13 protein-coding genes are annotated in these 15,158 nt (G+C 74.1%); 10 read left to right on the forward strand and 3 right to left on the reverse strand.

Going from position 1 to position 15,158, the window contains the following annotated elements; genetic code table 11:
* The first annotated feature begins 52 nt into the window (after positions 1–52).
* The 4 genes from ACMXGY_RS18675 to ACMXGY_RS18690 all read left to right on the forward strand — a co-directional run bounded on the left by ACMXGY_RS18675 (position 53) and on the right by ACMXGY_RS18690 (position 5,550).
* A complete protein-coding gene (locus tag ACMXGY_RS18675) occupies positions 53–1,885 on the forward strand; it encodes an AMP-binding protein (protein WP_483776907.1) in 1,833 nt (610 codons plus the stop codon).
* An 865-nt stretch (positions 1,886–2,750) separates the two neighbouring features.
* Positions 2,751–4,079 carry an NAD(P)/FAD-dependent oxidoreductase gene (locus ACMXGY_RS18680; protein ID WP_483774461.1) on the forward strand — a complete coding sequence of 443 codons (1,329 nt, stop codon included), beginning with the start codon at positions 2,751–2,753 and terminating at the stop codon, positions 4,077–4,079.
* A gap of 109 nt (positions 4,080–4,188) precedes the next feature.
* The gene (locus ACMXGY_RS18685; protein ID WP_483774462.1) at positions 4,189–4,767 is read left to right on the forward strand and encodes a PASTA domain-containing protein; all 579 of its coding nucleotides are present in this window, start codon (positions 4,189–4,191) and stop codon (positions 4,765–4,767) included.
* 99 nt (positions 4,768–4,866) lie between these two features.
* A complete protein-coding gene (locus ACMXGY_RS18690) occupies positions 4,867–5,550 on the forward strand; it encodes an SDR family oxidoreductase (RefSeq protein ID WP_483774463.1) in 684 nt (227 codons plus the stop codon).
* On the opposite strand, the gene ACMXGY_RS18695 is transcribed toward ACMXGY_RS18690, so the two are convergent.
* A complete protein-coding gene (locus ACMXGY_RS18695) occupies positions 5,507–6,664 on the reverse strand; it encodes a hypothetical protein (RefSeq protein ID WP_483774464.1) in 1,158 nt (385 codons plus the stop codon). The two genes, ACMXGY_RS18690 and ACMXGY_RS18695, sit on opposite strands and share 44 nt — an antisense overlap.
* 170 nt (positions 6,665–6,834) lie before the next feature.
* On the reverse strand, positions 6,835–8,613 hold the full coding sequence (locus ACMXGY_RS18700) for a M20/M25/M40 family metallo-hydrolase (protein ID WP_483774465.1): 1,779 nt from the start codon (positions 8,611–8,613) through the stop codon (positions 6,835–6,837).
* A gap of 213 nt (positions 8,614–8,826) precedes the next feature.
* On the opposite strand from ACMXGY_RS18700, the gene ACMXGY_RS18705 reads away from it, so the two are divergent.
* Positions 8,827–10,113 (forward strand): exonuclease domain-containing protein, encoded by a 1,287-nt coding sequence (locus ACMXGY_RS18705; protein ID WP_483774466.1) that lies wholly within the window; start codon positions 8,827–8,829, stop codon positions 10,111–10,113.
* A gap of 28 nt (positions 10,114–10,141) precedes the next feature.
* Positions 10,142–11,167, forward strand: a complete 1,026-nt coding sequence (locus ACMXGY_RS18710; protein WP_483774467.1) for a hypothetical protein — start codon at positions 10,142–10,144, stop codon at positions 11,165–11,167.
* 22 nt (positions 11,168–11,189) lie between these two features.
* Here the strand turns inward: ACMXGY_RS18710 and ACMXGY_RS18715 are convergent, their stop codons facing one another.
* Complete coding sequence (locus tag ACMXGY_RS18715; RefSeq protein ID WP_483774468.1) at positions 11,190–11,939, reverse strand: GbsR/MarR family transcriptional regulator; 750 nt, start codon at positions 11,937–11,939, stop codon at positions 11,190–11,192.
* A 232-nt stretch (positions 11,940–12,171) separates the two neighbouring features.
* Between ACMXGY_RS18715 and ACMXGY_RS18720 the strand changes: the two genes are divergently transcribed.
* From ACMXGY_RS18720 to ACMXGY_RS18735, 4 genes are all read left to right on the forward strand, one after another.
* Positions 12,172–12,831, forward strand: coding sequence for a DUF4097 family beta strand repeat-containing protein (locus tag ACMXGY_RS18720; RefSeq protein WP_483774469.1), 660 nt, complete (start codon positions 12,172–12,174; stop codon positions 12,829–12,831).
* 94 nt (positions 12,832–12,925) lie between these two features.
* A complete protein-coding gene (locus tag ACMXGY_RS18725) occupies positions 12,926–13,708 on the forward strand; it encodes an ABC transporter ATP-binding protein (protein WP_483774267.1) in 783 nt (260 codons plus the stop codon).
* Positions 13,705–14,469: an ABC transporter permease gene (locus tag ACMXGY_RS18730; protein WP_483774470.1), complete on the forward strand. Its 765-nt coding sequence runs from the start codon at positions 13,705–13,707 to the stop codon at positions 14,467–14,469. Before ACMXGY_RS18725 ends, ACMXGY_RS18730 begins: the two co-directional genes overlap by 4 nt.
* 149 nt (positions 14,470–14,618) lie before the next feature.
* Positions 14,619–15,143, forward strand: coding sequence for an Hsp20/alpha crystallin family protein (locus tag ACMXGY_RS18735; protein WP_483774471.1), 525 nt, complete (start codon positions 14,619–14,621; stop codon positions 15,141–15,143).
* The last annotated feature ends 15 nt before the right edge of the window (positions 15,144–15,158 follow it).

Below are 15,158 nucleotides of genomic sequence, written 5' to 3' on the forward strand. Positions count from 1 at the left end.
ACCCGGCCCGCACACAACCTACGCAACCGTAAGTTACGGTGGCGGGGTGAACATCTTGGCGACGAGGCCGTGGACCGACCGCTACGCACCTGGCGTCCCGACGGACGTCGAGGTCCCTGACGAGCCGGTCACGGCCGCCCTGTACCGCGCGGCGGAGCGCTGGCCCGACCGCGTCGCGGTCGACTTCTTCGGCGCGACGACGACCTACGCCCGGCTCGTCGCGCAGGTCGAGCGCGCCGCGAGCGCCCTGCACGACCTGGGCGTCCGACACGGCGACCGCGTCGCGCTCGTCCTGCCGAACAGCACGTCGCACGTCGTCGCGTTCTACGCCGTGCAGCGGCTGGGCGCGGTCGTCGTGGAGCACAACCCCACGTACACCGCGGACGAGCTCGCGCACCAGCTCGCCGACTCCGGCACGAGCGTCGCCGTCGTGTGGACGAAGGCCGTCCCGGCCGTCGTCGAGGCCCGCGCCCACGTGCCCGGGCTGCGCACCGTCGTCGGGCTGGACATCGCCCGCGACCTGCCGCGCGGCAGCCGGCTCGCGCTGCGCCTGCCCGTGGCGCGCGCCCGTGTGCAGCGCGACGCGCTGCGCGGCCCCGTCCCCGCGGGCGTCGCGGACTGGCACGACCTCGTCCGGCGCGCGCGTGCACTACCGCCGACGCTCGCCCACCCCCGGGCCGACGACGTCGCGCTCCTCCAGTACACCGGCGGCACCACGGGCACGCCGAAGGGCGCGGTGCTCACGCACCGCAACCTCGTCGCGAACGTCGTGCAGGGCCAGGCGTGGGCGGGATTCGCCGAGGGCGCCGAGACCGTCTACGGCGTGCTGCCGTTCTTCCACGCCTTCGGTCTGACGTTCTGCCTCACGCTGCCCGCGCGCATCGGCGCGACGCTCGTCGCGTTCCCGAAGTTCGACCCCGAGGCGTTCGTCGCCGCCCAGGCACGTCGGCCGGCGACGTTCCTGCCGGGCGTCGCGCCGATGTTCGACCGCATCGTCTCGGCCGCCGAGTCCCGCGCCCCCGGCGCCGGGTCGGACCTCACGTCGATCCGCCTCGCCTTCGCCGGGGCGATGCCCCTCACCGCCGAGACGGCGCGCCGCTGGGAGGACGCCACCGGCGGGCTGCTCATCGAGGGCTACGGCATGACGGAGACGTCCCCCGTCTGCCTCGGCAACCCCGTCTCCGACGCCCGCCGTCCGGGCACGCTGGGGCTCCCGTTCCCGAGCACCGAGATCCGCGTCGTCGACGCCGACGCGCTCGACGCGGGCGACCTGCGCGACGCCGAGCCCGCTGAGCCTGGCGCGGCGGACGTGCCCGGCGCGGCGGACGTGCCCGGCGCGGCCGCCGACGGCGCGCGCACCGTGCGCGGCGAGCTCCTCGTGCGCGGCCCGCAGGTGTTCCGCGGGTACTGGAACCGCCCCGAGGAGACCGCCCACCAGCTCCTCGACGACGGCTGGCTGCGCACGGGCGACGTCGTGCGTGTCGCGCTCGACGGCCCGGACGCGGGTCTCGTCACCCTCGTCGACCGCATCAAGGAGATGATCGTCGTCGGCGGGTTCAAGGTGTACCCGTCGCAGGTCGAGGACCAGCTCCGGCAGATGCCGGGCGTGAGCGACGTCGCGGTCGTCGGGCTGCCGGGTGAGGGCTCCGACGAGCACGTCGCGGCGGTCGTCGTGCTGGAGGACCCCGACGACGCGTCCGCCCCTCCGCGCGTCGACCTCACCGCCGTGCGCGAGTGGGGCGAGAAGCGGCTCGCGCGCTACGCGCTCCCCCGGTCTCTCGCCGTCGTCCCCGAGCTCCCGCGCTCGCAGATCGGCAAGGTGCTGCGCCGCGTCGTGCGCGAGGACCTGCTGCACCGCGACGACGTCGAGCGCCACGGGGCCTGAACGACCGACACCCGCGTGGTCGGGTCTCAGGCCCGCGTGGTCGGGTCTCAGGCCCGCGTGGTCGGGTCTCAGGCCCGCGTGGTCGGGTCTCAGGCCCGCGTGGTCCGGTCTCAGGCCCGCGCGGTCCGGTCTGCGGTGGGGGTGGCCTCGGCGCTCGGGGCTGCCGCGCCGTCGCCCTGGTCCGTCGGCCGTGGGTTCTGGGAGCGCGGCTCTGACGCCCCTTCGCCACCGAGCCCACCCCCACCGCTCCGCCGTCCAGTCACCCGGCTAGGTGGCCCAGCCGCGGCGAGAGAGCCCGGTCTGCCGACGGAGAACCTGGGTCCGGCGAAGTAGAACCATGGTCCGCCGAGGTATAACCCTGGTCACGCGAGGTAGAACAGTGGTCCGGCGACGGCTCCGCATGCTGGGTGAGGTGGTGCGCGCCTGGGCTCGTGGCGACCATGCGGTTCCGGCCGGTCGAGCATGCGGTTGCCGCCTGTCAGGCGATCAGGACGAGCCGCATCGACATGCTCGTCGCAGCACCGCGGGGCGGTCGCCCGGGTGAGCGATGGCCAGGGCGAGACGACGCCGGGAGGGGTGGGTGGGGGCGCCGAGTCGTGGTCGGGCCTGGCGGGAGCCGCGAGGAACGAGCGGCGGATGGAAGACGCGGCGCCCCCACCCACCCCGACACCCAAGCCGACCACCGCCGTCCGACACGACCACGGTTCTACCTCGGCGGAGACGGTTCTACTTCGGCGGGGACGGTGAGCGCCCGTTCGGCGCGGGCGTGCCGTTCGCCGTAACCTGTCTGACGTCGTCGGCGACGTCCGCGACGCAGGCGGACGGGCACCGGCGCTCTCCCGCCCCGTCGCCCTGAGGAGGCCCCGTGCCCGAGCCCGTCCCTGTTGTGCCGGAACGCGCGACGTCTCCCCGGACACCCGACCGTCTGCCGCACGTCGTGGTCGTCGGTGCGGGGTTCGCGGGTCTCGCCGTCGTCAAGGGGCTCGCGAAGGCGCCCGTGCGGGTCACGCTCGTCGACCGCCGCGTCTACAACACGTTCCAGCCGCTGCTCTACCAGGTCGCGACCGGCGGCCTGAACCCCGGCGACGTCACGTACTTCCTGCGCGGCCTGCGGCTCAAGCAGAAGAACGTGCGCGTCGTGCACGAGCACCTCGTGGGCGTCGACCACGAGAACCGTCGCATCCGCCTGCTCAACGACGAGTGGGTCGACTACGACTACCTCGTGCTCGCCAACGGCGTCACCGCGAACTTCTTCGGCACCCCCGGTGCCAAGGACAACGCGTTCCCCATGTACACGCGTTCCCAGGCCATGAAGATCCGCGACACGCTGTTCATCCGCCTCGAGAAGGCGGCGGCCACGCCGGGGACCGACGACGGCCTGCGCGTCGTCGTCGTGGGCGGCGGCGCGACGGGTGTCGAGGTCGCGGGCGCGCTGGCCGAGCTCCGCACCGCCGGGCTGCGGCCCGCCTACCCCGAGATCCACGGCGACGCGTTCGAGGTGAAGATCGTCCAGCGCGGCGGCGAGGTGCTCAAGTCGTTCCACCCGAAGCTGCGGCGGTACGCCGCGGACGAGCTGCGCCGTCGCGGGGTCGACCTGCACCTGGGTGCCGGGGTCGCGGAGGTCCTGCCCGACGCCGTCGTGCTCACCGACGGCACCCGCATCCGCTCCGACCTCACGGTGTGGTCGGCGGGCGTGCACCCGCACGAGGAGGTCGACGACTGGGGTCTGCCTCGCGGTGAGGGCGGGCGCGTCGTCGTCGGCGACGACCTCCAGGTCGACGGGCGCCCGGGCGTGTTCGCGGCGGGAGACATCGCGATCTCTCCCGCCGGCCTGCCGCAGCTCGCGCAGCCCGCGATCCAGTCGGGCACGCAGGTCGCGCGCAACGTGCTCGCCCTGCTGGAGGGCCGTCCGACGACGTCTCTGCGCTACTTCGACAAGGGCACCATGGCCGTGATCGGGCGGCGCGCGGCGATCGCGGAGGTCGTCGGGCGGCTGCGGCTCACACGCGGGGTCGCCTGGCTCGCGTGGCTGTTCGTGCACATCATGGGCCTGATCGGCCCGCGCAACCGCCTCACGACGCTCGCGGGCCTGGTCACGCGGTACGGGTTCCCGTTCCACCGCCGCCCGATCCCCATCGTCGGCGACGTGCCGACCGTCCGGCCCCCGAAGCGGAACGCGCCCGGCGACCGCTGAGCCCGCCGAGGATCACCCTCCCCCGGACCCTCCCCCGGCCGCGGACGCCGGACACGTCACGTACCCTCGAAGAGCAGAAGATTCGCAGGGGCAACCGGGGGCACGTGTGGTGGCAGGACGAACGACGGCACCGTCGACGGCGACGGGCCAGGACGAGGACGACGCGCAGAGGTGGGCGCCGCGATACCGGACGCGCACCCGGGTGGCGCATGGGGCGCGCGTCGCCGTGCTCGCGGGCGTGGCCGTCGTGGCGCTCACGGGGTGCCGGGTCGAGGGCCTGCCGGCCGGTCCCGGCGACCCGACGCCGTCCCCCACGGTCGAGCCCACAGTCGTGCCCACGACCGTCCCGACGACCGATCCCACCGACGGCCCCACCGGCCCGACGGGACCCGGTACGGCCCTCCCGCCCGGCGGGTCCGACGGTGTCGACGTCTCCGTCGAGATCGAGCCCGCGTTCTCGATGCCGAACCTCGTCGAGACCCGGCTCAAGCAGGCCCGCGCCGACCTCGGCGAGCGGGAGCTCGCGGGCGTCGTGGTGGTGGACGCGCGCGACCCCGGGGCGGGTGTCCTGAGCGGTGGACGGGACGGCTGGACCGTGTGCGCCCAGGACCCGGCGGGCGGCGACCTCGTGCGCGCGTCGCAGACCGTGACGCTGGGCGCGGCCCCGAACGCGCGGCAGTGCCCGTGACGCCGGTCCGAGGTACCCGGCACTGACGCTCCCGGGTGGCGGCGCGGACGACCGCGGAGCACGGTGGGAACCTCGAACCACGAGACAGGAGACCGCCGCATGAAGATCGCCCTCGTCGGAGCCCACGGCAAGGTGGGCCGGCTGCTCGTCCCGATCCTCGTCGACCACGGCGCCACCGTGTCCGGGATCGTCCGCGCGGAGGAGCAGCTCCCGCTCGTGCGGCGGGTCGGCGGGGAGCCGCTGCTGCTCGACGTCGAGCACTCCTCCACGGAGGAGATCGCCGCCGCGCTCGGCGGCTTCGACGCCGTCGTGTGGTCCGCCGGCGCGGGCGGCGGCAGTGCCGAGCGGACGTACGCCGTCGACCGCGACGCCGCGAGCCGCACGATGGACGCGGCCGCGCAGGCGGGCGTGAGGCGCTACGTCATGGTGTCGTGGATCGGGTCGGTGCCCGAGCACGGCGTCGACCCCGGCTCGAGCTTCTTCCCCTACGCGGACGCGAAGCTCGCCGCCGACGACCACCTGCGCGGTACGGGCCTCGACTGGACGATCCTGGGCCCGGGAACCCTCACCGACGACGACCCGACCGGCGCGATCCGCGTCGTGGGCGACGGTCCCGACGGTCTCGACGGCGCCGACGACGTGCCGACCGGGGCGGCGTCGCAGGTCTCCCGCGCCGACGTCGCGATGGTCACCGCGCAGGCGCTGCGCACGCCCGCGACGGTCGGGCGTTTCATCCGGTTCACCGCCGGCGAGACACCGATCCTCGAGGCGCTCGACCGGTAGAGCCGTCACGGCCGACGCGGCGGTTCACGCGATCGCGGAGGTCGAGGGCCGTGCGCCGCCAGGTCGCGGCGCGCGCGGCGACCACGCCGATGCTCGTGTCCTCGGCACGGTCGTGCACCACCTCGACCCCGCGCGCCGCAGCGGTGCGCACGATCGTCTCGGTCGACCCCGCGAGCGCGAGCTGCAGGAGGACCGACGTCGTGCTCGCCTGCGCCTCGCCGGTCCCGAACCGGCGTCGGTACACGACCTGCGTGACGACCCGGTCGAACATCGCGTCCGTCGGCTTGCGTGCGTCGCTCGCGCCGTCGTCCGCCGCGCCGTCATCCCCTGCGGCCTCGTCCTCTGCGGCCTCGTCCGCCAGAGCATCGTCCGACCCGGCGCCGGTCTCGTCCTCGTCCGGCGGCAGGACCGCGAGGTACAGCGAGAGCAGGAGCTCGCTGATCCGGCGCAGCACCCACGCGCGGCCCGGCAGCGGCGGGAGCGCGACGACGTACTGCGCGAGGTTCACCTCGAGCGCCTCGGCGGACAGGCACGTCCACGCCGGTGCGGTCCGCACCTCCACGACCCGCTCCCACTCGACGTCCTTGCCGTCGAGGCCGACGCGGTCGGGACCGATCGTCACCGCGCCGAACCGGTCGAGCAGCGCGAGGGGCGCCGTCGCGAACCGCGGCACGTACGGGACGAGCCGGACGACACCCTGGACCGAGACGTCCCACTCGCGCTCGGGCGGGAAGGTCGGACGCGGGTACGCGGCGATCGCGCGGCGGACCCACTCCGCCACGAGCTCCTCGAACGACCCGTCGTCGACCGGCTCGTCCTCGACCCGCTCGTCCTCGACCGGCTCGTGCTCGACGAGAGCGTCGACCAGGGCGTCCTCGAGCGCGCCGTCCAGGGCCGGGTCGACGGGCCCTGCGGCGTCCGCGCCGGTGCGGCGGGGTCGCCGGAGGCCGGGAAGCGTCGGGCGCGGAAGGTCGGGGAGGGAGGGCATCCGGAGCCTGCGCTCGCCGAGGAGCCGCGCGAGCGCGCTGCGCCCGTCGCCGGCCGACACCCCGGGGACGTCCGGGCCGTCGCCCGGCTCGTCGTCCGTCGTCGTGAGGAACGGTTCTTGTGCCACGTCAGCCCCTGTCAGAGTCCGCAGGCGTGCCGCAGGACGGCGCACCGCGGGTCAGCGTAGACGCCGCGCGCACGGCCGTGCCGCGCCGGACCACGCGCCCGCCGTGCACGACGACGGGGCCGCCCGCTGCCCGGGGACAGCGGCCCGACCCCGCCGTGGCGGTGGACCCGTCAGCCGCAGTCGATCGCGTCGTACGCGACGTCGTACCGCTGGTAGACCGGGTCGCCGTCACGCCACTGGTACGCGGCGACGGTCGCCGTCCCGGCCTCGACCGACGACGACCGGGTGCTGAACGACTGGTAGAGGTTCTTGTCCGGCGCGAGCGCGAAGACCTTCTTCTCGCCGAACGGCGTGATGAGGCGCACGTCGGCGGGCGTGTCCTCGCCGTTCGCCCCGCGGAGCGCGACGTAGGCCGTCCCGTTCAGGCAGCGCGCCTCCGCCTCGACGTCGTCGATCCGCGGGTTGCCCACGCCGTTGATCGCGAACGTGTCCTCGGACAGCGACGCGACGGCGTGCCCGATCGCGCGCGACATGATGTCGAGCGCGGTCAGGTCGACGTTGTCGATCGTGTCGCCCGGCGAGTGGTAGTTCGGGTCGTAGAAGATGCCCTCGGTGCCGCCGAAGAGCGCGACCTCCTCGGCCGTCTTGGACCCGTCCGCACCCGTGAAGAGGCCGGACGCCGGGATCCCGTTCTCGATGAACGCCTGGTAGTCGGAGCGACCCGAGAACTCGGTGTCGACCCAGGGCTGCTCGATGCCGTCGAAGTAGTCCGTGAACACGGCCTCGGTCTCGGCCGAGCCCGGCGGGACCTCGACCGGTGCCGGGTACGTCGACTCGTTCGCGTCGTACACGCCGATGATGTAGTTCGGCGAGCCGACCATGTCGAAGTTGAGGTACGTCGCGATGTCGTCGAGCGCTGCGGGGTCGTTCGCGACGAGGTCGCTCACGTAGTGCGTCGAGCCGCGCAGCCCGACCTCCTCCGCGCCCCACCATGCGAACCGCACCGCGTTCTCGAGGTCCTGGCCGCCGTCGGTCGCCGCGGCGAGCTGGACCGCGACCTCGAGGATCGCGGCCGAGCCGGACGCGTTGTCGTTGATGCCCGGCCCGTCCTCGACGCCGTCGAGGTGCGCGCCGACCATGACGACGTTGTGGTCCCGGCCACCCGGGGTCTGCGCGAGGACGTTGAAGGTCTCGAACTCCTCGACGTGCGTCTGCAGGTCGTACGTCGCGACCGGTTCCGCGCCGCCCGCGATCGCGGCGAGGATCGACTGGCCCGCGGCCTGCGTGATGCCGACCGTCGGGACCCAGGCGTCGTTCTCCGCGCCGAGCGTCGGGCTGAGCGGCCCGTCGGTGTTGTTGTAGAGGATGACGGCGGCGGCCCCGGCCTCGGCCGCGTACAGCGCCTTGTCCGCGAACGGGCAGGTGCCACGGCTGATCAGCGCGACGGCGCCCGTCACGGCGACGCCGTCCCACGTCTCGGGCGTGCAGCCCTGGACGAGCTCGTCGGCGGGCTGCACGATCGGGCCCGTGACGCCGTCGTCCGGGGTGTCGGGGGCGAACTCGGCGGGGTACACGTCGCTCGTGACCGCTACCCCCGCCGCGGTGAGCGACAGCTCGTCGGTCACGAGGTCCTCGAAGGTGAAGTACTGGCGCTCGGGCTCGTACCCGGCGGCGGTCAGGGCCTCCTCGACGTACACGGCGCTGGCCTCGTAGCCCGGGGTCTCCATCGCGCGGTTGCCGCCGTTGGCGTCCGCGATGTCCTGGAAGTCCTGGAGCCGCTCCATGACCGCGTCGCCGGTGACGAGGTCCTCGAGCGGGGGTGGGCCGGCGGCCGCGCGCAGGCCGTCGGGCGCTGCTCCGAGGGGCTCGGCCCCCACGGGAACTGCGGTCAGCACGGCGAGCACGAGGCCCGCTGCTGCTGCGGACGGGACGATCGTTCGTGGTCTCACGCATCCTCCTCGACAGTGGCCCCCGCCGGCCGACCCCGGTCGTGTCGGGGCCCGGCCGAGTCGCACACGAGACGCGACGCTGCGAAGGCTCGTGTGCTCGCGAGCGTAGGCCCGCGGGCGCGCGCGCGAAACCCCTGCGAGCCGCGGACGACCGGAGTTCACGCGACGGTAACGCGTGCCGGTCACGTGGGCGGCGTCGGGCAGACTGTGCCCGTGCCCGGATTCGCCGTCGTCGACCTCGAGACCACCGGGTTCTCCCCGCGGCTCGGCGACCGTGTCGCGGAGGTCGCCGTCGTCCTGGTCGACGACGCCGGGCGCGTCGAGGACGAGTGGTGCACCCTCGTCAACCCCGAGCGGGACCTGGGGCCGCAGCACGTGCACGGGATCACCGCGGCCGACGTCGCGCTCGCGCCCACGTTCGACCGCGTCGCCCCGGCGCTGCTCGGGCTGCTGGCCGGGCGCGTGCTCGTCGCGCACAACGCGTCGTTCGACACGCGCTTCCTGCGCGCCGAGATCGGCCGGGCCGGCATCGCCGCGGCGATCGACCCGCTCGCGTGCCTGTGCACGCAGCAGCTCGCGGGCCGCTACCTCACCGGCTCACGTGCGCTGGCCGCATGCTGCGCGACGGTGGGCGTCGTGCACGACGACGTCCACTCGGCACTCGGCGACGCGCGCGCCACCGCGGGGCTGCTGGGGTACTACCTCGACACCGCGGGCGACGACGAGTGCTGGGACGTCGCACGCCGCGCCGCGGACGGCGTGCGGTGGTCGCTGCCCGCGGCGGTGCCCGGCATCGAGCCGGTCCTGCGCGGCGCGAGCCGTGCGCGCGGGCACTGGCTAGCCGAGCTCCGCACGTCCGGTGACCTCGGCCCCGCTCCGGCGGAGCCGGGCGGCACCGACACGTACGTGCGGCTGCTCGACGCGGCGCTGCTGGACCGGTACGTCTCGCACACCGAGCGCGCCGCGCTCGTCGCCGAGGCGCGCCGTGCGGGACTGGACCGGGCGGCGGTCGAGGGCGTGCACCGCGACTACCTGGCGGCCCTCGCGCTCGCCGAGCTCGACGCCCGCGGCGGTGCGACGACCACCGGCGCGCGCGACGTCCGCGAACGCACCCTGAGGGACGACCCGGGCCTGCACGAGGTCGCGGGGCAGCTCGGGCTCGACGCCGACGACGTCGCGGGCGCCGTGGAGGCGGCGCTCGGCACGCTGCTGGCCGAGCACGCGGCGATCGGCCGGCGGCCCGCGTTCGTGCTCGACGACGGCGCCGAGGTCGTGCTCACGGGCTCGATGTCACGCCCGCGCGAGACCTGGGAGCGCACCGTCCGGGCGGCAGGCCTCTCCCCCTGGCCGTACGTCACGCGCCGCACGCGGCTCCTGGTGGCGGCCGACCCGGACTCGCTGTCGACGAAGGCGCGCACGGCGCGGCGCTACGGCATCCCGATCGTCACCGAGGCCGCGTTCGAAGCGCTGCTCTCCGCGCGGGACCGTCTCGTCGCGTGACGCCCGCGTGGGTGCGACGCTGGGCGGCATGAGCCCGGACGCCTCGGTCGACGTCGACACCCTCCTCGACGAGCTCTTCGCGCTGCCGCTCGAGCAGTTCGTCGTCGCCCGCACGGCGGCGTCGAAGCGGATCAAGGCCTCGGGTGACGCCGTCTCCGCGGAGCGCGTGGCGCGGCTCGCGAAGCCGACGGTCGCGGCGTGGGTCGTCAACCAGGTCGCGCGCGAGCGCGCCGACGACGTCGCCGCGCTCGCGAGCCTCGGCGACGAGCTCCGCGACGCGACGGACGACCGCGACCGCACGCGCATCCGCACGCTCGACCGGCTGCGCCGTGAGCGCGTGGAGCGCCTCGTCGGCGAGCTGCGCGACGCGGGCGAGATCGCCGGCCGCGCCGTGTCCGCGACGGCGCTCGACCGGCTGGCAGAGACCCTGACGGCCGCGGTGATGGACGCCGACGCGGCGGAGCTCGTGCGCGCCGGCCGGCTCTCCCAGGCGCTGCAGTACTCCGGGTTCGGCATCGTCGACGAGGGCGGCGAGCCCGCGGACGTCGTCGAGCTGCGTGAGCGCACGGGGACGACGGCGCGGCGCGGGACCGGCGCGCGGGCGTCGGCCAGGGGGAAGAAGCAGGGTGAGACGGAGGCGCCCGACGGGCCCGACGGGCGAGGTCCTGACCGGTCCGCGCGGCGTGCGGGGGCCGGAGCCGGGACGTCCGACGAGGAGACGGGCGACGAGGATGCCGCCGCCGTCGCCGAGCGCGAGGTGGAGGAGTCCGCCGCCGAGGTGGACCGGCTCGAGGCCGAGCGCGACGACGCCGACGCCCGGGCCCGCGAGGCGAGGGACGCCGTCGGGCAGGTGGAGGACGAGCTCGGGCGCGTCGAGGACGAGCTGGCGCGGCTCGCCGACGAGCGCGAGGAGCTGCGTGCCCGGCTCGCCGAGGCGCGCGAGGCCGAGGAGGCCGCGCGCGAGGCGCTCGACGCCGTCGACGAGCGGCTCGACGCCGCGGAGGAGCGTGCCGCCGCAGCTCGCAAGGCCCGCCGGGCGGCCAGACGGCGCTGACGGCCGGGCCGCAGCGCGCCCCCTACGAGCGGGCGGGGCCGCCCACCGGCTCGTCCGACGGCACGTCGGTCGGCGGGGTGAGGATCTCGCGCGCCTGCTCGGCGGCGCGCGCGATGTGCTCCCCGACGAAGTCGAGGAAGCGCGCCATGTTCTCGAGCCGGGTGCCGGCGGGCGAGTCCCCGCCGAGAAGACGGGCACCCTGCCGCGCCGTCTCGGCCATCCGGGTGTTGTTCTGCGCGGCGGCGATCATCGACTGGTACCAGACGTCGCCGTCGGCGACGTAGCGCTCGCGGCGACCCTCTCCGCGCTCGCGCAGGACGAGGCCGTGGCTCTCCAGGACGGGGATCGCCTTGGAGATCGACGCAGGGCTGACCTGCAGACGCTCGACGAGCTCGGCGGCGGAGAGGCTGCCCGCGTCGGCCGTGTAGAGGCACGCCAGCACGCCGGACGCGACGCGGGGCATGCCCTGCTGCATGAACAGCGCGGTGAAGGTCTCCCGGTACTCGCGGACCGCCTCCTCCCGTGCGTCGGACTGCGCGGCCGTCGGCGCACCAGAGGCCTCGGTCGGTCGACGACGGCGCGCTCGCCGCTCGGTGGCGTGCTGCGCCAGGTCCGGGCGGTAGCCGGTCGGGCCTCCGTTGCGCAGGACCTCGCGCGTGACCGTCGAGGTCGGGCGGTCCAGCCGGCGGGCGATCTCCGCGTACGGGACGTCGTCGGCCAGGCCGAGCGCGATCTGCTGGCGTTCCTGCTTCGTGAGCCTGCCTCCCGGCATGGTGCTCCTCCTCCGTGTCGCTGACGGGTCGACAGTAGCGTTCAGCAACGTCGGATGCAACGCGAACGACGCGCAGCGTTGCGTTGTGCTCTCGTTCGTTGCAACAGTTTATGCGCTGTGACCTGCGGCTATGCGCGTTCATCGCAAAATAGGTGTTGCCCTGATGGTGAACGCTCCGTAGCGTTTCCGTTGTCAGAAAGAGAACCGAACACCAGCCCAGGAGCCGATCCCCATGTACACCTTCGCCACCCCCACCACCGTCTCCCTCTCGGTCGACGTCCCGGTGGGCCGCATCCAGGTCATCGCCGCCGACCGGACCGACACGACGGTCGAGGTCCGGCCGTCGAACCCCTCGTCGGGCCGCGACGCGAAGGCCGTCGAGCGCACCACGGTCGAGCTTCACGACGGCGCGCTGCGCGTCGCGACGCCGACGGTCAACGAGCTGTTCGGCCCGTCGGGGAGCGTCGAGGTGACGGTCCAGCTGCCCGCCGGTTCTCGCGTCGAGGTCACGGGCAGCGGCGAGCTGCGCGGCGTCGGCCGCCTCGGCGACGTCGTCGCCGCGGACTCCTACGGCGCGATCAAGCTCGACGAGGCCGCGAGCGTCCGCCTCGCGACCCAGGCCGGCGACGTGTCGGTCGGCCGCCTCACCGCTGCCGGCGAGATCAGCACCGCCAAGGGCGACATCCGCGTCGAGGAGGCCGTCAGCGGAGCGCTCGTGCTGAGCACCCAGATGGGCGACGTCTCGGTGGGCGCCGCCGTCGGCGTCTCGGCCTCCCTGGACGCCGGGACGAGCCTCGGTCGGGTCACCAACGCCCTGAAGAACGACGGCACCCCCGAGCTCGAGATCCGCGCGACGACCTCGTACGGAGACATCACCGCACGCAGCCTCTGAGCCGCGCATCGCCCCGCGAGGTCGGGGCGCCGGACGAGGGCAAGTGCCACAACCACAGTCTTGCCAGCAGCACGACAGGAACGGAGCACCAGACATGAGCACGGAACAGTCCCTCGGCCCGGCGGTGCGGGTGCGGGGTATCGAGAAGTCGTTCGGGGAGCTGCGCGTGCTGCGCGGGGTGGACCTGGACGTGACCGCCGGGAGCATCTTCGCGCTGCTCGGGTCGAACGGGGCGGGCAAGACCACGCTGGTGCGGATCTTGTCCACGCTGCTCCAGGCCGATGCGGGCACGGCCACGGTCCACGGGTTCGACGTCGCGACCCAGGCCGGGCAGGTCCGGGAGTCGATCAGCCTGACGGGACAGTTCGCCGCGGTCGACGAGGTCCTGACCGGCCGCGAGAACCTGGTCCTGGTCGCCCGGCTGCGCCACCTGAAGAACCCCGGCCAGGTCGCCGACGACCTGCTGGCCCGGTTCTCCCTGACCGACGCCGGCGCACGCCGCGCCGGGACCTACTCCGGCGGGATGCGCCGCCGGCTGGACATCGCGATGAGCCTGATCGGCGACCCGCCGATCATCTTCCTCGACGAGCCCACCACCGGCCTGGACCCCCAGGCCCGGATCGAGGTCTGGGACACCGTCAAGGGCCTCGCCCGGCGCGGCACGACCGTGCTGCTGACCACCCAGTACCTCGACGAGGCCGAACAGCTCGCCGACCGGATCGCGATCCTGCACCAGGGCACGATCATCACCCACGGCACCCTGACCGAGCTCAAGGCCCTGCTGCCCCCCGCGAAGGTCGAGTACGTCGCCAAGCAGCCCTCCCTCGAAGACGTCTTCCTCACCCTCGTCGGTAGCACCGGAAAGGAATCTCGATGACCACCCACGTCCTGACCGACACCCGCGTCCTGACCGGCCGCTCCCTGACCCACATCCTGCGCAGCCCGGACACGATCATCACGACCGCCGTCACCCCGATCGCGCTCATGCTCCTGTTCGTCTACGTCCTCGGTGGCGCGATCGACACCGGCACCAGCGAGTCCTACATCGACTACATGCTGCCCGGCATCCTGCTCATCACCATCGCCTCCGGCATCGCCTACACCGCCTACCGCCTCTTCCTCGACCTGCAGGGCGGCATCTTCGAACGCTTCCAGTCCATGCCCATCGCCCGCTCCGCCGTCCTGTGGGCCCACGTCCTGACCTCACTGGTCTCCAACATGATCTCCGTGACGATCGTCATCGCCGTCGCCCTCCTCATGGGCTTTCGCACCAACGCCTCCCTCGGCGCCTGGGCCGCCGTGCTGGGCATCCTCGCCCTGTTCACCCTCGCCCTGACCTGGCTCGCCGTCATCGCCGGACTCTCGGCCAAGACCGTCGACGGCGCCTCCGCCTTCTCCTACCCCCTGATCTTCCTGCCCTTCATCTCCTCAGCATTCGTCCCCACCGACACCATGCCCGCACCCGTCGCCTGGTTCGCCGAGAACCAACCCGTCACCGCCATCGTCGACACCCTGCGCGCCCTGTTCTCCGCACAGCCCGCCGGCACCGACATCTGGACCGCCCTCGCCTGGCTCCTCGGCATCCTCGCCCTCGCCTACGCCTGGGCCGTCGCCACCTACCGGCGCAGGCTGCGCTGAGGGCCACCCGGCGCACCGACGAACGCCCGCCACCTCGCCTCAGGTGACGGGCGTTCGTCGTGCGCGAACGCGGGATTGAGCCGGGCCCGCTCAAGGTTGGACCGGTCAGACGCCACGGACCCGTGGCACGACAGACCTGGAGGACCACCATGATCAGCACCTACACCGTGGCACCGTTCCGCCCGCTGCCCACCGAGCGCGTCGTGCGCCAGCTCTGGACGCGGCCGGCCGGCACCACCGTCGACCGGTCCGGCTACGCACCGGCCGCCGACGTCTACCGCGAGGGCGACGACCTCGTCGCCCGTTTCGACCTCCCGGGTGTCGACCCGGAGCACGACGTGACCGTCGAGCTCGAGGGCCGCCGTCTCGTCGTCCGCGGCGAGCGCCGTGACCAGCGTGTCGTCGAGGCCCCCGCGGAGGAGGCTCCTGCCGACGGCGAGGAGACCGAAGGCACGGCGCCCGAGGCAGCCGGCGAGGCGGTCCCGGCCGCACCGGCCGGGCGCCGCATCCGCGAGGTCCGGTTCGGCGAGTTCCGCCGCACCGTCACCCTGCCGAAGGCTGCCGAGGCGGACGTCGTCCGTGCGTCGTACGACGCGGGCGTGCTCACCGTGACCGTCGCCGGCGTGTTCGCCGGCCGCGCACCCCAGCGCATCGAGGTCACGCGCGCGGCCTGACGCGCACCCGGCGTC

Source organism: Cellulosimicrobium sp. G4 BAM 1002 (assembly GCF_057126935.1).